19 protein-coding genes, 1 other RNA gene and 1 pseudogene are annotated in these 16,912 nt (G+C 52.0%); 14 read left to right on the top strand and 7 right to left on the bottom strand.

The features are described 5' to 3' along the window. Positions 1-112 precede the first annotated feature (112 nt). From aroK to CX650_RS11460, 4 genes are read left to right on the top strand one after another with little or no spacing between them, the layout of a single operon-like run. Entirely contained in the window at positions 113-628 is a 516-nt protein-coding gene (gene aroK / locus CX650_RS11475; protein WP_025011596.1) for a shikimate kinase AroK, read from the top strand. 8 nt (positions 629-636) lie between these two features. Next, on the top strand, positions 637-1,713 hold the full coding sequence (gene aroB / locus CX650_RS11470) for a 3-dehydroquinate synthase (protein WP_101095889.1): 1,077 nt from the start codon (positions 637-639) through the stop codon (positions 1,711-1,713). 16 nt (positions 1,714-1,729) lie between these two features. Then, positions 1,730-3,199 carry an AAA family ATPase gene (locus tag CX650_RS11465; protein ID WP_101095888.1) on the top strand — a complete coding sequence of 490 codons (1,470 nt, stop codon included), beginning with the start codon at positions 1,730-1,732 and terminating at the stop codon, positions 3,197-3,199. Between the two features lie 48 nt (positions 3,200-3,247). Then, positions 3,248-4,087 (top strand): Dam family site-specific DNA-(adenine-N6)-methyltransferase, encoded by an 840-nt coding sequence (locus CX650_RS11460; RefSeq protein ID WP_039035988.1) that lies wholly within the window; start codon positions 3,248-3,250, stop codon positions 4,085-4,087. A 21-nt stretch (positions 4,088-4,108) separates the two neighbouring features. On the opposite strand, the gene CX650_RS11455 is transcribed toward CX650_RS11460, so the two are convergent. Together CX650_RS11455 and CX650_RS11450 are read right to left on the bottom strand one after the other, a co-directional pair. After that, positions 4,109-4,297 (bottom strand): DUF2970 domain-containing protein, encoded by a 189-nt coding sequence (locus CX650_RS11455; protein ID WP_071475629.1) that lies wholly within the window; start codon positions 4,295-4,297, stop codon positions 4,109-4,111. An 84-nt stretch (positions 4,298-4,381) separates the two neighbouring features. Continuing rightward, positions 4,382-4,732: a hypothetical protein gene (locus CX650_RS11450; RefSeq protein WP_039035990.1), complete on the bottom strand. Its 351-nt coding sequence runs from the start codon at positions 4,730-4,732 to the stop codon at positions 4,382-4,384. A gap of 192 nt (positions 4,733-4,924) precedes the next feature. Between CX650_RS11450 and rpe the strand changes: the two genes are divergently transcribed. Genes rpe through trpS form a run of 3 tightly spaced genes read left to right on the top strand, consistent with a single transcriptional unit; the run spans position 4,925 to position 7,296 of the window. Next, entirely contained in the window at positions 4,925-5,593 is a 669-nt protein-coding gene (gene rpe, locus CX650_RS11445; protein WP_039035991.1) for a ribulose-phosphate 3-epimerase, read from the top strand. Positions 5,594-5,596: 3 nt separating this feature from the next. Then, positions 5,597-6,283, top strand: a complete 687-nt coding sequence (locus CX650_RS11440) for a phosphoglycolate phosphatase (protein WP_373297554.1) — start codon at positions 5,597-5,599, stop codon at positions 6,281-6,283. Between the two features lie 8 nt (positions 6,284-6,291). After that, on the top strand, positions 6,292-7,296 hold the full coding sequence (gene trpS, locus CX650_RS11435) for a tryptophan--tRNA ligase (protein WP_025011602.1): 1,005 nt from the start codon (positions 6,292-6,294) through the stop codon (positions 7,294-7,296). A 57-nt stretch (positions 7,297-7,353) separates the two neighbouring features. On the opposite strand, the gene CX650_RS11430 is transcribed toward trpS, so the two are convergent. After that, a complete protein-coding gene (locus tag CX650_RS11430) occupies positions 7,354-8,244 on the bottom strand; it encodes a LysR substrate-binding domain-containing protein (RefSeq protein WP_101057323.1) in 891 nt (296 codons plus the stop codon). Positions 8,245-8,366: 122 nt separating this feature from the next. On the opposite strand from CX650_RS11430, the gene CX650_RS11425 reads away from it, so the two are divergent. After that, entirely contained in the window at positions 8,367-9,242 is an 876-nt protein-coding gene (locus tag CX650_RS11425) for a DMT family transporter (RefSeq protein ID WP_101057321.1), read from the top strand. A gap of 35 nt (positions 9,243-9,277) precedes the next feature. Here the strand turns inward: CX650_RS11425 and CX650_RS11420 are convergent, their stop codons facing one another. The 4 genes from CX650_RS11420 to CX650_RS11405 all read right to left on the bottom strand — a co-directional run bounded on the left by CX650_RS11420 (position 9,278) and on the right by CX650_RS11405 (position 12,698). Then, on the bottom strand, positions 9,278-9,847 hold the full coding sequence (locus tag CX650_RS11420) for a BON domain-containing protein (protein ID WP_101057319.1): 570 nt from the start codon (positions 9,845-9,847) through the stop codon (positions 9,278-9,280). Then, complete coding sequence (locus CX650_RS11415) at positions 9,844-10,437, bottom strand: phosphoheptose isomerase (protein WP_039035996.1); 594 nt, start codon at positions 10,435-10,437, stop codon at positions 9,844-9,846. The genes CX650_RS11420 and CX650_RS11415 overlap by 4 nt, the downstream gene beginning before the upstream one ends. Before the next feature lie 96 nt (positions 10,438-10,533). Then, a complete protein-coding gene (locus CX650_RS11410) occupies positions 10,534-10,860 on the bottom strand; it encodes a YraN family protein (RefSeq protein ID WP_101057317.1) in 327 nt (108 codons plus the stop codon). Positions 10,861-10,868: 8 nt separating this feature from the next. After that, a complete protein-coding gene (locus CX650_RS11405; RefSeq protein ID WP_101095887.1) occupies positions 10,869-12,698 on the bottom strand; it encodes a penicillin-binding protein activator in 1,830 nt (609 codons plus the stop codon). A gap of 88 nt (positions 12,699-12,786) precedes the next feature. On the opposite strand from CX650_RS11405, the gene rsmI reads away from it, so the two are divergent. The 6 genes and pseudogenes from rsmI to CX650_RS11380 all read left to right on the top strand — a co-directional run bounded on the left by rsmI (position 12,787) and on the right by CX650_RS11380 (position 16,757). Continuing rightward, positions 12,787-13,629 (top strand): 16S rRNA (cytidine(1402)-2'-O)-methyltransferase, encoded by an 843-nt coding sequence (rsmI, locus tag CX650_RS11400; protein ID WP_101095886.1) that lies wholly within the window; start codon positions 12,787-12,789, stop codon positions 13,627-13,629. Positions 13,630-13,673: 44 nt separating this feature from the next. Next, an RNA gene (rnpB, locus tag CX650_RS11395) (RNase P RNA component class A) lies at positions 13,674-14,043 on the top strand. A 40-nt stretch (positions 14,044-14,083) separates the two neighbouring features. Beyond that, positions 14,084-14,272, top strand: a pseudogene (locus tag CX650_RS20635) (DUF6538 domain-containing protein); the annotation flags it as partial. Positions 14,273-14,302: 30 nt separating this feature from the next. Further along, positions 14,303-15,502, top strand: coding sequence for a tyrosine-type recombinase/integrase (locus CX650_RS11390; protein ID WP_157823022.1), 1,200 nt, complete (start codon positions 14,303-14,305; stop codon positions 15,500-15,502). Positions 15,503-15,760: 258 nt separating this feature from the next. Continuing rightward, the gene (locus tag CX650_RS20630) at positions 15,761-16,489 is read left to right on the top strand and encodes an ATP-binding protein (protein ID WP_380661587.1); all 729 of its coding nucleotides are present in this window, start codon (positions 15,761-15,763) and stop codon (positions 16,487-16,489) included. Then, a complete protein-coding gene (locus CX650_RS11380; RefSeq protein WP_101095883.1) occupies positions 16,470-16,757 on the top strand; it encodes an STAS-like domain-containing protein in 288 nt (95 codons plus the stop codon). Before CX650_RS20630 ends, CX650_RS11380 begins: the two co-directional genes overlap by 20 nt. Positions 16,758-16,912 lie beyond the last annotated feature (155 nt).

Raw genomic sequence — 16,912 nt, 5'->3', positions numbered from 1 at the left:
TAAGCTGAGATAATCCCCGGTCAAGTCTCATAAGAGCAAGGTAACAAATCCCGTCGATTTGATAGTAAGTCGACATTCGGCAAACTTTTCATAAGATTCAGACGTACAAGAAATGGCTGAAAAACGTAATATTTTTCTGGTAGGCCCTATGGGCGCAGGCAAGAGCACCATAGGTCGTCATCTGGCACAAATGCTGCACTTGGAATTCCACGATTCAGATCAAGAGATTGAAAATCGCACCGGCGCTGACATTGCCTGGGTATTTGACGTTGAAGGCGAAGAAGGTTTCCGTCGCCGCGAGGCTCAGGTGATTTCCGATCTGACCGAGAAACAAGGCATAGTTCTGGCTACTGGTGGTGGCTCAGTTCAAAGCAAAGATATCCGCAACTTCCTCTCTGCCCGCGGTATCGTGGTGTATTTGGAAACCACTATTGATAAACAAGTGGCCCGCACTCAGCGCGACAAGCGTCGCCCCTTGCTGCAGGTCGATAACCCTCGTGAAGTGTTGGAAGCACTGGCAGACGTGCGTAATCCTCTCTATGAGGAAATCGCTGATGTTATCGTCAAGACAGACGAGCAAAGCGCCAAAGTGGTGGCCAATCAAATCATTGAACAATTAGGTTTCTAGGACGCAAGATGCAACAGATCCGGGTTGATTTAGGTGAACGTAGTTATCCTATCTTCATTGGCCAGGGTCTGTTGGCCCAGAGCGATTGCCTGACGGCGAGCATCTTGGGTAAAAAGGTCCTCATTGTCTCCAATGACACAGTAGCTCCCCTGTATCTGCAATCCTTGCAGCGCCTTCTGCTGCCTGCGGCTCAGGTTTTTGCTCATATTTTACCCGACGGTGAGCAATACAAGACACTGGCACAGCTCGATAGCGTATTTACGGCTTTGCTTGAGCATAACTGCGGTCGTGATGTGGTGCTGGTGGCACTCGGCGGTGGAGTTATTGGTGATATGGTCGGCTTTGCTGCCGCCTGTTATCAGCGGGGGGTGGACTTTATCCAGATCCCCACTACGCTCTTGTCTCAGGTCGACTCATCCGTAGGTGGCAAGACGGCAGTCAATCATCCGCTGGGCAAGAACATGATAGGCGCTTTCTATCAACCCAAACTTGTGTTGATAGATACCCTGTGTCTGAAGACCCTGCCGGCGCGTGAATTTGCTGCCGGTATGGCTGAAGTGATCAAATACGGCATCATTTGGGATGCTGATTTTTTCCTGTGGCTCGAGAACAATGTCGAGTCACTCAAGTCGCAGCAGCCAGAGGCGTTGGCTTATGCCATCCGTCGCTGCTGTGAGATAAAAGCCGAAGTGGTTGCCGAAGATGAGACAGAGCAAGGTGTTCGTGCCCTGTTGAATCTGGGGCATACCTTTGGTCATGCCATCGAGGCCGAAATGGGCTATGGCAATTGGCTTCATGGTGAAGCGGTTGCCGCTGGCACAGTCCTTGCTGCACAAACTGCAAAAGCCATGGAACTGATTGACGAGTCAATTCTCTGTCGCATCAGTGCGCTGCTACAGGCATTCGACTTACCGATAACTGCACCAGAGTCCATGGATTTTGAAAGCTTTATCAAACACATGCGGCGTGACAAAAAAGTTTTGGCTGGGCAAATTCGCTTGGTTTTGCCCACTGATATGGGGCAGGCCGGTATTTTTGCTCAAGTGCCGGAATCCCTACTCGAACAGGTGATCTGCCGCGCTTGAACCTTGATGGGTGACAATGGTGGCAACCGAAGAACTTCTCCTGCCCTCGCAAGAGGCACTGTTACAAAGACTGCAGCATCTGGCCTGTTACGGTCAGAAGCTGGTTTTGTTGCAGGGGCAGGTCGGAGCCGGTAAGACACGGCTGTTGACCGCCTTGGCCAATGTGCTCGATGAGCATAATCTGGCGTTGGTCAGTTGTCCTCAACATGCGGATGCCGCCGAAATAAGGCGCAAGTTGCTGATCCAACTACTGCCCGACCCCCTGTTTGACGACGAACAGCCGCTGGCCGACACCCTGCTGCGTTATCTCGGTGAGATGCGCAAGCCCATCCACATTCTGATCGACGATGCCGACAACATGCCGCTGGTGCTCTGGGCCGAGTGTTTGTTGCTGACTCAGCTGCAAGCCAGAGGTGAACCTATCACGCTGACCTGTTCGGTTTCTCCGGAATTTGCCGAGCAGTTACAGCTACAATTGCCTAAAGCACAGAAACAGCAGGTATTGCCGGTTAAGCTTGAGCCGCTTTCTCTGGCCGAGCGTGAGGGGCTGTATCAAACTTTGTTGACTCGCAGCGCAGTACACACCTTTACGCCGCGGGCTATAGTGGTTAAGCAGTTGGAGCGGCAGCAGGGCACACCGGCCGAGGTTTTGGCATTGTTGGAGCTGGCATTGAATGGTGAGCCGCCGAGGCCAAGAGTATTCCCGTGGAAGACCTTACTGATGTCGAGCCTTGCTGTGCTGAGTTGTTTGGCATTGCTCTCCTGGTATCTGTTGCGTTCGACCGAGCCTCTGCCCGAGCTGACCAAGTCTGCCTTGGTGCTGGAACATAGGACAAGTCCCTTAAGCCAGTTTGCCGAGCGTTGGCTCGATATTGAATCGGAACCGGCCTCGAAAGTTCTCAGCTCGGCTCCTGTATATGTTCGTCTTGAACAACCACGAAGCCAGAGCCTTGTTTCACCAGCGATTGACTCGCAGCAAGACCCGAAATCAGCTCAGAAAACCGTGCCCCAAGCGGATAGTCAGTCGACCCCTGAGTCGGAAACTGGTTCTGAACTGCTCAGCGATGCCAAGGCGGCGCTGGATGTGGAAACCGCTCCTGTTACCCAAAAGCCGCAGGTCAAAGAGGCTGCCTCTATGAATAATGAAGCGCAGGAAATTCAAGCTCAATCTGAGCTTGAACAAGAGCCTAGTGCCGGAGTGCTACCGACACAAGGTTACACCTTGCAATTGGTAAGTCTGAAACGCGAGTCTTCACTGACAGCATTTATGATTAAGCTGAAAAAAGTGAAAAATGTCAGAGTGGCCAAACATAAGGATTGGTGGGTGGTATTGGTAGGGGAATATGCCAGCAAGCAAGAAGCCATCGAAGCCGGTAAGGTATTGCAACTGTCTTTGGACCTGCCTCAACCTTTGATTAAGTCCTGGCAATCACTGCAACACTATCGCTTACAAGCTGGCCTAAGTAACAGTGAAATTTCATCTTAAACCGAGTACAATCCTCACTTTCGTTTTTCCGGGCACCAATCAATTTTAATGAAGAAAAAACAAAGAGCCTTTCTCAAGTGGGCCGGTGGTAAATTTAAACTGGTTGATGCCCTGATTCAGCACTTGCCCAAGGGCGAGCGTCTGGTTGAACCCTTTGTCGGTGCCGGTTCTGTGTTCCTCAACACAGATTACCCCAGTTACCTGCTGTGCGATATCAATCGTGATCTAATCGATCTCTACTCCATCATTCAGACTCGTCCGGAAGCATACATAGGGGCGGCGGCCGAGTTGTTTGTGCCGCAGATGAACGACAAAGAGCAATACTATCTGATCCGAGATAAATTCAACCGTAGTCGCGACCCCTTCGATAGAGCTATCTATTTTCTCTATCTCAATCGTTTTGGTTTTAATGGCTTATGTCGTTACAACCGTAAAGGCTCATTCAATGTGCCCTTCGGTTCCTACAAGAAGCCGTATTTTCCCGAGAAGGAAATACGCGGCTTTGCCGCCAAGGCACAAAATGCCGAGTTTCGCTGTATTGGCTACGAGCAGGCGTTTGCTCTGGCCCAAAGCGGTGATGTGATTTATTGCGATCCGCCATACGCCCCCCTATCGACCACCGCCAGCTTTACTACTTATGTTGGGGCCGGCTTTTCGTTGGATGACCAGGCGCTGCTGGCCAGGCACTCTCGTCATACCGCTATTGAGCGTGGTATTCCAGTGCTTATCAGCAACCATGATATACCGCTGACCCGTGAGCTGTACCATGGTTCAAGAATGGAAACGATTCAGGTACAGCGCAATATCAGTCAGAAGGGCAGCAGCAGAACCAAGGTGAATGAGCTGATGGCTTTGTACGACGAAACCTATCACAACGAGAACGACTGAAAGTTACCTTTGCCAAAGTAATCAGGCGAGTACTTGATTTACCAGCAGCAATAGTCCAACCACCAAGAGTGCTGCCAGCAACACGCCTGTGATGATGTAAGGGAGAGGTGAGGAATTGGCGCTGAAGTCCCTGGCACGATTGGACTCACTCTGCACGCCGAAGAAGGCCGCTAGCGTACTGTAAAGATAACGCCAGTAGCGGCCAAACATTTAAAAACCGTTGTTGGAATTTGCCGGGGCGATATCGTCAACCGGTTTANTACTGTAAAGATAACGCCAGTAGCGGCCAAACATTTAAAAACCGTTGTTGGAATTTGCCGGGGCGATATCGTCAACCGGTTTACGTTGATGGCCGTGCAGTAACTCCAGTAAGTCGACAAAATGGAACTGGCCCGAACGACTCTTGCCGCTGAACCAGCCCCCCCAGCTCAAGTCATCTTCCTGAGTCGCACAGCGATTATTGGGATGGCTGGAAGGCAGATTGGGATTGTAGTCGTGTTCCTGGCTGTAGCTGCAGGCCAGATTATTCGCGGAAGAACCCAGGCTTTGGAAGCCAACAGCAGTCGCCCCCACCACGCCAGCGGCGGCAGCGAGTATGACTGCTGACTTGATGCTGTGTGTGAAAACCTGCGGTTTCTGGTTCATCCTGTTCCATTCCCAAATGTGACGTTGGTCGATTATAACAAAGCCGTTGATAAATTGAACAGCTTTTTACCAAGTAACAACCTTATTCCAACTTATGATGCTTTTCAACGGCAGAAATGGGCGCCAGGCTATAGAGCCTGAGCGCCTTGGCGGGTAAAATAGGCGACTTCTTAAACATCCTGTGAGATTGCTATGCGCCCATATCTTATTGCTCCTTCCATTCTGTCTGCCGATTTCGCCCGCCTGGGTGATGATGTTAAAGCCGTATTGGATGCGGGGGCCGACGTGGTTCACTTCGATGTGATGGACAACCATTATGTACCTAACCTGACCATAGGCCCCATGGTCTGCAAAGCTTTGCGTGACTATGGTATTACCGCCGAAATCGATGTGCACCTGATGGTGAAGCCGGTCGACCGCATAGTGCCTGATTTTGCCAAGGCGGGGGCTTCTATTATCACTTTCCATCCGGAAGCCAGCGAGCATGTGGACCGCACAGTGCAGCTCATCCGTGACCACGGCTGCAAGGCCGGCTTGGTATTCAACCCTGCCACGCCATTGCACTACCTGGACTATGTGATGGATAAGCTGGATGTGATTTTGCTGATGTCGGTTAACCCTGGGTTTGGTGGTCAGTCATTTATTCCATCGACACTGGATAAACTGGCCGAAGTACGCCGCCGTATCGATGAGAGTGGCCGCGATATCCGCCTGGAGGTCGACGGGGGCGTTAAGGTGGACAATATAGCCGAAATTGCCGCCGCCGGTGCCGACATGTTTGTTGCCGGTTCAGCCATCTTTAGCCAGCCTGACTATAAGGCGGTTATCGACCAAATGCGCAGTGAACTGGCGGGAGTGTAAGTTATGATCGCAAGCAGTATCAGCGCGATCGCCTTTGATCTGGATGGCACTCTGGTTGATAGTGTGCCGGACTTGGCCGCCGCGACCCAAGCGACGCTTGCCGATCTGGGGCTTAGAAGTTGCACTGAAGATCAGGTACGCAGCTGGGTTGGCAACGGCACAGAAATGTTGATGCGCCGCGCGCTGACCTTTAGCCTGGGGGCTGAACCGGATGCCTCTGTCATGGCCGATGCCATGCCGGTATTTATGAAGCATTATGAAGCTTGCCTTGAGCGTTACAGCAAGCTGTATCCCGGAGTTGAGTCTGTGCTTAGAACCCTGCAGCAAAGAGGTTTTAAGTTGGCGGTGGTTACCAACAAGCCTTATCGCTTTACTATCCCTTTATTGCAGGCTTTTGGTATTGAGTTATTTTTCAGTGAAATTCTCGGCGGCGATTCTCTCTCTAAGATGAAACCGGATCCCTTGCCGCTGACTCATCTGCTGGAGAAATGGCAGTTGCAGCCTCAGCAGATGTTGATGGTGGGTGATTCCCGTAACGACGTTCTGGCGGCGAAAGCTGCAGGTATTGCCTCAATCGGCTTGACCTATGGCTACAACTACGGTGAAGATATTGGGCTTTGCGGCCCAGATGCCGTATGCGATCATTTTGAGCAAATTTTGGCGCATTTACCGCCACAGCAATCGGAGTAATGAAATTCATGAGCAGTCCCAAACCCATAGTATTGAGCGGTGCCCAGCCCTCAGGCGAGTTGACCATAGGTAACTACATGGGTGCCCTGCGTCAGTGGGTAGCCATGCAGGACAGCCATGATTGCCTCTATTGTGTGGTGGATCTGCATGCCATCACTGTGCGTCAGGATCCCAATGCCTTGCGTGAAGCTTGCCTGGACACATTGGCGCTGTACCTTGCCTGTGGTGTTGATCCTAAGAAGAGTACAGTATTCATTCAGTCACAGGTGCCGCAGCACACTCAACTGGGGTGGGTACTGAACTGTTATACCCAGATGGGTGAGCTGAGCCGCATGACTCAGTTTAAGGATAAGTCGCAAAAGCACGCCAACAATATCAACGTCGGGTTGTTTGGTTATCCTGTGCTGATGGCGGCCGATATCCTGCTGTACCAGGCCAATGAGATCCCTGTCGGTCAGGATCAGAAACAGCATCTGGAATTGACCCGGGATATCGCCACCCGCTTCAATAACGCTTATGGTGACACCTTCACTGTGCCTGAGCCTTTTATCCCTGAGCTGGGTGCCAAGGTGATGTCGCTGCAGGATCCCACCAAGAAGATGTCCAAGTCAGATGACAACCGCAACAATGTCATCGGCCTGCTGGAAGATCCCAAGGCGGTGATGAAGAAGTTGAAAAAGGCGATGACCGACAGTGACGAGCCACCTGTGGTGCGTTTCGATATAGACAACAAGCCTGGGGTGTCCAATCTGCTGAGCCTGATGTCCGGGGTGACAGGCCAGAGCATAGCCGAACTGGAAGCCGAGTTTGAAGGCAAGATGTATGGCCATTTGAAAGTGGCTGCCGGTGAAGCCGTGGTTGGTATGTTGGAGCCACTGCAACAACGCTTCCGTGAGTTCCGCGAAGACAGAGCCTTCCTGGAGTCTGTGATGAAGCAGGGCGCCGAAAAGGCCCAGGCCCGCGCCGAAGTCACAGTGAAGAAAGTCTATGAGAAGATAGGTTTGCTGGTGTAATTCCGCCAATCTTGAGAGCCGACCTACAAGGTCGGCTTTTTTGTGGCTGCGTTCGAGTTACTGCGGTTGCGGCTGGCTTGCCATCAACATCAGCCAATCGGCAAAGGCCGCAATGGCAGGCTCTTTGAGGCGCCGCTCTTTACAGCAAAAAGTGAATTCAAACCCTGTGTGCACGTCCGGCAGTTCAGCTTCTATCAAACGGCCGCTGGCAATATCATCCTCCACCATAAAGTCTGACGCCAGTGCTATGCCTTGACCGGCAATAGCCGCTTCTATGGCCATCAACACATGGCTGAAAATATGCTGCCTGTGATTGGGGGTCAGAGTTACGGCGTTGGCCTCGGCCCAGCGGTTCCAGTCCAGTCCCAGTGGGCCTTCATCCACGGTCAACAGTGGATACTGCTGCAGACTCTGAATCGTTATTTGTCCGGCTCTGGGCGGTAACTGTGGGCTACAAACCGGAATAAGCCGTTCCTTGTGCAGCACAGTCTGCCAGTATCCCCGTCGTTTGAGACCTCCGCTGATAAAGAGATCGGCTACACTGTCGCTGAGCTCGGGATCTTGGGCCACCATCTCCAGCCTTATCTGTACCTCGGGGTGACGGCGGCGAAAGTCGCTGAGTCTGGGGATCAACCATTTAACCGCAAAAGAGCTGTAAACCGCCAGTTTCAGCTCACGATTGGGCTCGCCGAACAAGCGGCCAAGGTCAGCCAGTTCGTTGAATATTCGCTCCAGTTCTTCGTAGAGGATCTCCCCCTTGGGTGACAGTTTAAGGCTGCGCCCCTGACGCAGAAACAGAGGCTCGTCAAAGTGTTCCTCTAACAACCTGACCTGGTGGGATACGGCGCTCTGGGTGATACAAAGCTCTTCGGCAGCGCGGGAAAAATGGCTCTGGCGTGCTGCCGCTTCGAACACCTGCAGCGCTCTCAAAGGGGGAAGTTTTCGCATTGGCGACTCTGTTTTGATATTTAGTATGAATTTAATTCATTTATAGGTAAAAAACATCATTTCAATTTGGTTTTTAACCCGGATATGATGCCGCCGATTGAGAGTCGTTCAGGGTAACCAAGATGCAGAGAACCGTAGCTATCGGTTTGATTTTATTGACCGTAGGAAATCTCTTCAGTGCATTTTATGATGTGTCGGTCAAATGGTTGCCGGATGATGCCAATGCGGCGACCTTTCTGCTGGTGCGCCAGGTAACGGCGGTACTTATGTTGCTGCCTTTATGGATCAAGGCCGGTCGCCCGGGCACCTCTCATTTTAAGCTCCACCTTTGGCGTGCCAACACAGGAGCTGTTGGCGCGCTCTTTTTGATTATTGGCCTGATGGCGCTGCCCTTGGCGACTGTCAGCTCGCTATTCTATTCGGCGCCATTGATGATAATGGTGCTCGGCGCCGTATTTTTGAAGGAAAAGATCACGCCGTTGCAGTGGGGTATTGCCGCGCTGGGATTTGTCGGTATCTTGTTGATCCTAAAACCCAGTGAGCTGGAACTTGCCGGTATCGCTGTGTTGGTTTCGGCCTTTACCTTCTCCTTGAACCAGATGAGTCTGCGAAAGCTGCCCAGTACTGAGGCCGCCAGCCTGACTTTGCTCTGTTACAACCTGCTGAGTCTACCGCTGACTCTGTTGGTGGCACTGTCGCAGCAATTGGCCGGGCTCAGTTGGCAACTACTTGGGGTGGCGTTGTTATCCAATGCTTTCCTGCTGGCGTATCACTGGTTCTGTGTTCTGGCTTATCGCAGGGCCAAGGCCAGTGAAATTGCCGTGGCTGAATATAGTGGACTGATCTTTATCGTCTTCCTGGGTTGGCTGCTGTTCGATGAGTGGCTGGATACCCTGAGTTGGGTTGGGGCCGCATTGGTGGTGCTGCCAACCTTGTGCCTGCCTGCCATTGCCAAGCTGATGAAAACCCGTGAACTGAAAGCACAAGAGCCGGTATAACCGGCTCTTGTTTGCATAGACGAGGGATTTGGCTGTTAAGGGGTGACGTAGTCGAACACCTTGATCACCTTACGTACCCCCGCGGTATTGCGGGCAATTTCCACTGCCAGATCGGCTTGCTCGCGCTCGACCAAACCCAGCAGAAAGACTTCACCGTTCTCAGTGATCACCTTGATCTTGGTGACATCCAGATTCTTGTCGTTGAGCATCCGTCCCTTGACCTTGGTGGTGATCCAGGTGTCGTTGCTGCGGGTGGTAAAGGATGTCGGGTTACCAATACGGATCTGGTTGTGGATCTTGCCACCCAGTTGCAGCTCTTTGACCAGCCGAATCGCCTTGTCTCTAAGCATGGAGTTGGGCGCCTGACCTATCATCAGTACATTGCCGTTCATACTGACGCCGGTGATATTGGTCTGATTCTTCAGATCCTCCTCCGCGCCCAGTACGCTGGAGATACTAAAATCGGCATTGGTATCATCCAACTGGGTTTTGAGCGAGCGCTCATCGTTGACCACCATGGCGCCGCCGACTGCACCCACCATTACGGCTCCGGCACAGCCGGTCAAACTGGTAAGCAGTAGACACAGGGGCAGCAGACGTCTCATTGATGCTCGTCCTGCGGGAACAGGGTACGGTCAATGTTGTCACACAGGCAATGGATAACCAGCAGGTGCACTTCCTGAATACGCGCAGTGACATTGGAAGGAACGCGGATCTCCACATCATTGGTGCTCAGCAATCCGGCCATGGCTCCGCCATCTTTACCCGTGAGCGCCACTATGGTCATATCCCGGCTCAGTGCAGCTTCCATCGCCTTGATAACGTTGCCTGAATTGCCGCTGGTGGAAATGGCCAGCAGTATGTCACCGGGTTGGCCCAGTGCCAGGATCTGCTTGGAAAACACTTCGTCATAGCTGTAATCGTTGGCGATGGCCGTCAGAGTTGAGGTGTCTGTTGTCAGAGCTATGGCCGGCAGCGGTGGACGCTCCACTTCGTAGCGGTTCAGCAGCTCGGCGGAAAAGTGTTGGGCATCACCGGCACTGCCGCCATTACCGCAGGCAAGGATCTTATTGCCACCCAACAGACATTGCACCATCATTTCTGCGGCCTTGGAGATGGACTCTGGCAGCGCCTCTGCGGCGTCAATCTTGGTCTGAATCGACTCGGTGAAGCTGTCTTTGATACGTTCTAACATGGATAAGTCCTTCACTATCAAGTGTTGCTATCATGCCATAGGCCGGTGGCTTTTTTCAGGCATAAAAGTGTAAATTTGTTTCGGGTTAAGCGTTTACTAAAAAGCGTCTTGCAGCCATTTCACCTTGCCGCCATCAATGGCCAGTAGATCGAAGCGACAGGGAGCATTGATCCTGTGTTGCTGCAGATACTGACTGGCGGCCTTGCGAAGCCTGGCTATCTGAGCCTGGCTCAATGACTGCAAAGCGCCACCGAATCGGCTGGGTGAGCGGTATTTTACCTCAACAAACACCCATTGGCTGCCCTGTTTCATCACCAAGTCCAGTTCGCCGAAACTGTAGCGCACATTCTGTTCGACAAAGGTCAGGCCCTGTTGTTCCAGATAACGGCGGGCCAGACGCTCGCCTTCCTGTCCCAGATCCATATGCCGGCTTACAGTGGCCGTAAAACGCCACGTTGGTATTTGGCCCAACTGAGTTGACGATCAATCACCCCATCCGGGCTCACCGTCAACTGGCCGCTGCGGCCATTGTACTGATATCCGGGGAAGGCATGCATCTGAGCCAGACGATTGACCAGCTGCAGGGCATCATAGCCCATCACATACAGGCGTTTTTGGGCGTTGCCCCAGGTGGGCCACAACTTATTGACCACCTCGGTTTCTTCACTGGGCTGCAGTAACCAGGGGATATCACTGATGGTGATATTGTTCAGTTCAATCGCGGTTTGCTTGGCATTGTCTTCCTGACGGGCGCGGCTGCTGGTATACAGTGGCACCTGCTCGGCAAAGACACTGAAATTGACATCGATAAAGGGTTTAAGCAGTGGTAAGTCCTGAATGCCGGAGATCATATAGATGGCATCGATATCGGTACGGGAGCGGAAGTCGGCCTTCACCTTGCTGCCGAGCAGTGCCTTGATGGCCTGGATCCGCGCCTTGCTGTCCGTTACGCCGAGGGCGCTTTCCACGGTTTCGCGCATCTTGTCGCCGTTGTCATAGAAGTGGACTTCGGCATCACTGTCGGTCAGTTCCATCCAGGTTTGTTTAAAGCTCTGGGCCATACGTTGCCCCACTGCATCATTGCTGGCAAGCAGCAGTGGCACTTGTATGCCATCCTGATACATGCGTCTGGCAGCATCGCTCGCTTCCTGAGTGGGAGACAGGGCAAAGTAGTACTTATTCTGTTGCGGCGCCAGCTTATCTATTTGGTTGAGAAACAGTTGTGGCGGCGTGTTTGCCCCGGCAGCTTGCTGGGCCGCCATCACCTGTTCCACTTCGTTTTGCAGCAGTGGGCCAATCACAAATTCGGCGCCGCTCTGCAGCGCTTGCTGATAGGCCTTATCGGCACCTTGGGCCGTGTCGAAGAAGTTAAGGCTGACATTGCTGTCCGGTTCACTCAGATAACTGGCCAGTATGCCCTGACGCACTGTATTGGCGACCCCGGCTCTTGGGCCCGAAAGTGGCAGCAGCACGGCGATATTGCTCGGTCTGTAAGGCTTGGCGCTGAGCGCCAGTTGCAGATCCGAAGGCAACTGCACCGCGGCGGGATGATAAGGATTACGTTTCTGCCAATCACTCAACTGTCGAATCAGGCTTGAGGGATCCACCGCGTAGTGCTTGGCCAGATAAGCCAGCTGTAGCCAACCAGTAAATACGGCATCGCTCTCTTGCGCGGCAAAACTCAGCAGGGTTTCTTCCTGCAGTGGCTTGAGCAATTGCCAGATCTGGTCGTTAACCTCGCCGGTTGCCTTTACCGGCAGATACTGACTGAGCTGACTCAGCTCACGCACTTGCTCCACGGGTTGCTGGTTGGCAGCAAACAGCCGGGCACGGGCCTGGTGATAACTGGCCCATTGCCAATCGGGTAGTTGCCAATTACCGGGATAATTCAAGGTGTTCAGCGCTTCGGCACTCTTGCCGGTCAGCTCTTGCAGGCGGGCGCTGAGAAAGCGGTGCTCGGCCTGGATTTCATCCACCGGGCTCAGCCCGGCCTGCATTGAACGCAGAATATCTGCAGCGGCATCTGTATCCCCTTGCTTGAGGTAAGCATTGGCGGCCAACAGCAGATAACGCTCGCGGTTTTCCTTGTTGGGCGCCTTGGCGGCAAATGCCAAATACTCGGCCGGGGCTTGCGGGGCGCTGACCAGAGAAACGACGGCCAGCTGTTCTTTGTCTGCCGATGGTGTGCTGCCACAGCCCCACAGGCTGGCAAGCAGAATCGCAGCAGAAATGTATTTAACTCTATTCAGGCTTTTTAACACAGGGCTTCACTCTGGTAAGATGCTGGCTCTAGTTTAACCTTCTATTGTGCCTGACGAAAGTCTCGGCACTTTCATCTCCGAGGTAGTTATGGACCTGTCGGTCGCGCTGTATATAGTTCCCACTCCCATAGGCAACCTGGGGGACTTGAGCCCCAGGGCTCTGGAAGTACTGAATCGGGTGGCTTTGATCGCCTGTGAAGACACACGCCACAGCGGTAAATTGCTGAGTCACTTCGGCATAGACACCCGCACGACAGCGCTGCATGACCACAATGAACGTGCCCGGGCGCAGTGGATTGTCGAACGCCTCGGCGAAGGTGAAGCCATTGCGCTGATCAGCGATGCCGGTACGCCGCTGATTTCCGATCCCGGCTATCACCTGGTATCCCATGTGCGCGCCGCCGGTTATCCGGTGATCCCGCTGCCCGGCCCCTGCGCTGCCATTGCCGCGTTGTCGGCATCTGGCTTGCCCTCGGATCGCTTCTCGTTTGAAGGCTTTTTGCCGGCCAAAGACAAAGGGCGCCAGGATAAACTGCTGGCGCTTAGGGAAGACCCGCGCACCCTGATTTTCTATGAGTCACCGCACAGAATTCTGCCCAGCCTCAAGTCGCTGGTGGCGGTCCTGGGGCCGGATAGGCAGATGGTGATGGCGCGGGAACTGACCAAGACCTTTGAAACCTTCCTCTGCGGCACCACGGCCGAAGTGCTGGCGCAGGTAGAAGCCGATGCCAACCAGCAGCGCGGTGAAATCGTGCTTATGCTGCACGGTTTTGTCAGTGAAGAAGCCGACGAAACGCCCGCCGCGGCGCTGGATACCCTCAAACTACTCTGTGATGAATTACCGCTGAAGAAGGCGGCCGCCATTGCGGCACAGATCCATGGGTTGAAGAAAAACGCTCTCTATAAAAAAGGGCTGGAGCTGGGCTGGTAAGGAAATGCCTTGGTGTGAGGCTCGCTATGGGCTATAATCCGCGCCGAGTTGGCCGGGCAGTCGCTGCGTTCGCAAGAACGGGGAGGAAAGTCCGGGCTCCATAGAGCAGGGTGCCAGATAACGTCTGGGCGGCGTGAGCCGACGACCAGTGCAACAGAGAGTAGACCGCCTGCCTTCGGGCCGGTAAGGGTGAAAGGGTGCGGTAAGAGCGCACCGCGCGGCTGGTAACAGTTCGCGGCACGGTAAACTCCACCCGGAGCAAGATCAAATAGGGTTCCACTATTCTTCGGAATTAATGCGTGGCTCGCGTTGGAACCGGGTAGATTGCTTGAGCCTGTGAGCGATTGCAGGCCTAGAGGAATGACTGCCGCTCCTTCGGGAGAACAGGACCCGGCTTATAGGCCAACTCACCAAACCTTGTAGCACAGGGGCTCTCGAGCTTTTCGAGGCCCCTGTGAAACAAACTGCGAAACACGTAACACATCCCCATATCCCTTTTACCTACCGCCGGAATGGCGTTTTTTACTTCTGTTACCGCATCCCGAAAATACTTCATAAATACGGCCATTTTCCGCAGATCGTACGGCGGAGTTTGAAGACCAAGCATCCTATGCAGGCTAAGCGGCTCGCTATTGAGCTGGTGGGTAAATTTGAGTCATTGCAGGTTCGTCTAATGTCGCAAGAGAACGAAGAATTTTTAAGAATTAACTTTATTACTGTGTTCAATCGTCGGACCGGTAACGAGATTAAGTTTGAATCAGATGAGTATGGTACTGACGTTGAGAAACTTGAGCGTTTGGCTAAGTCTGAGGCGTTTCAGAATCTGTTTCCGAGTGTGGAAGAGTCAACTGAGCCCCAAGAGGTCGTTAGAGCGGCCAACTTTTCACTCAAAGACGCCGCTGAAAAGTGGTTGGCAGAGAGTACTTCACATCTTACATCTAAAGCTTTAGAAGAGAGAGAAAGACACCTCAATGTACTCTGTGAGGTGTTTCCCAATCACGATATAAATCTGGATAGGGCAGAAGTAAATCAATTGCTGACAGTCACTAAACAATTGCCAAGAGGAAACATCCTCCCATATTGCAAAATGCTTATTAGTGAGCGGGTTCAACTAGCAACGAGAAATGAGGTGCCAAAAGATGAGCAGATTTCAAATAGCAGTCATTTTTTAAAGACTTATCAGGGATTTTTCCATTGGCTAGTTTCGCGAGGGTCTCTTGAAAAATCGCCAATGGAGGCTCGTACAGTAAAGCCTAAAACTGGAGGAGAGCGAGGTCCGTTGGATATCGCCTCCACACAAAAGTTGGTTGATTATGCAGCCCAAGAGACACGGTCAGACATTAAGTGGTCTTTGCTTATAATGGCTTACACGGGGATGAGAAACGGTGAAGTTCTGGGGTTGCAAAAAAGGGACGTATGTCGATGTGATTCAACGGGTGTTTGGTACTTTAGGATTCGGCAGAGTAAGACTAAGTCATCAATACGGCGGGTGCCTATAGCGCAGTGTTTGCTTAAGCTTGGCCTTTTACAATATGTTGATGAGTTGGTAGCAGAAGAGTCTAGGTTGTTTGATATATCGGACAAGTACCTCACCAAAGCCTATCCAAAGATATGGGAATCCTTGGGCTTGCCCAAACAGACTGACTGCGGCAGTAAGTTATCCCTCCATTCCCTGCGCCATACGGTTATTTCGTTAATCAGAAGTGGAGGGGCTAATGAATTTATCAGCAAGGCTCTGGTGGGACACCAAGCTTCAAGAGGAAGTAATCAAATTCATGATGGATATTCCCATACATCAATGATCCCATTAGATAGGTTAAAGGTGTGTGTTGACGCACTTCCCTATTATCCCAAAGTGCTATTAAGTCAGTAAAAGGAACAAGATTGCTACTTTAGTTAGCTATGTCTCGTAGGTGGAAAGTGTTATGGTATCAACCTGATACGACTCTTATTCTTGAATTTTACTGAGGTATTTGGATTGGAGAAAACTTCGGCGACTGATGTTAGCTGGTGGATTTCACAGCTGGATTTGTACTTTGGCGCCCAGCCAGCAAAGATTCCGACGTTTATTCGGCCCTATCACATAGCCTGTCTAGCTGTCAGAGCAAGACAGGAGGGGGTCAATGTCGCGATGCCCAAAGACTTGGAGAGATACGCGGCTCGAATGGGGCTGTGGGATGTCCTCGACCGCCCCGCTCCGGTATCAATAGGCAGAGCGCCTGCCAGAGGCCGATTTGCTGAAGCTCGCCGAGTCACCGCCGATGATCAAGTGCATGGTGTTTCAGTAGAGTTGTCGTCAATGTTTCACCGTACAAGAGGGGTAACTCCAGCAACAATTGATGCAATCCAGATCATGCTCTCTGAGCTGCTAGGGAATAGTTGTGCTCACTCTCGTAGAACGGAAGTTGACCAAGTTTTTGGTGTCACAATCGGTCAGTCATGGGCTGGTGGGAATTTAGCGCAGCTATGCATAGTTGATTGTGGAATGGGCATAAGAAGCTCTCTGTCTCAGAATGCTCAATTGGGCTCGAGGCTAGCTTCTGAGAATGCGTGTCAGATAGCGACAGAGTATGGTGTAACTGGCAAACCCTTTGGACCGCACTCCGGATATGGGCTAACTTTTACAAATGATTTGACTTCTCAAAATGGCGGCTGTTTGATAGTAATATCAGGGAACGAATGCTACTCTAATCGCTGTGGGGTAGTGAGTACTAGCGTACTTCCCAATTTCTGGGATGGGACGATAGTTATATTTGAGTGGAATACTAATGTTTCACTTGATGCCAGACGCGTCTACGATGGCTGGCCAGATGGTGTCGATATGGAGGAGGAATTAGATTATGGAGACATCTTTAATTAGCCTTCCTCGTGAGTTTCATACTTTAGCAACGCGTAAGACGGGAGCTTCAGCCCGGCAAGTGCTCTTGAACAGGTTGGCTCACGGGGAAAACGTGATTCTCGACTTTGAAGAATCGAGTGTAAGCCCGTCTTTCGCTGATGAATTGATTGGCTTGGTTGCCAAAGAGTTAGGTTTTGATAGCTTTAAAAATAGGGTGAAGCTGATAAACGTATCGCCATCAACTAAGTCGATTCTGATGCATGTAATTAAAAAAAGGGTAGCAGAGTAAACGCATCCTGAAAGTGTCACAGAGAACCACTCGTTTATGAGTGGTTCTTTTTTTTGGGTATACCCAAAAGCATGAGTGTGACTGGCGTTGTGGCACAGTGCGATTACACAGAGATTGTGCCATTGGTCGGTGTCGCACGAGATTTGTTTGAGATC

This window comes from Shewanella indica, from assembly GCF_002836975.1.
Lineage (GTDB): Bacteria > Pseudomonadota > Gammaproteobacteria > Enterobacterales > Shewanellaceae > Shewanella > Shewanella indica.
This window is presented reverse-complemented; position numbering and strand designations above follow the sequence as displayed.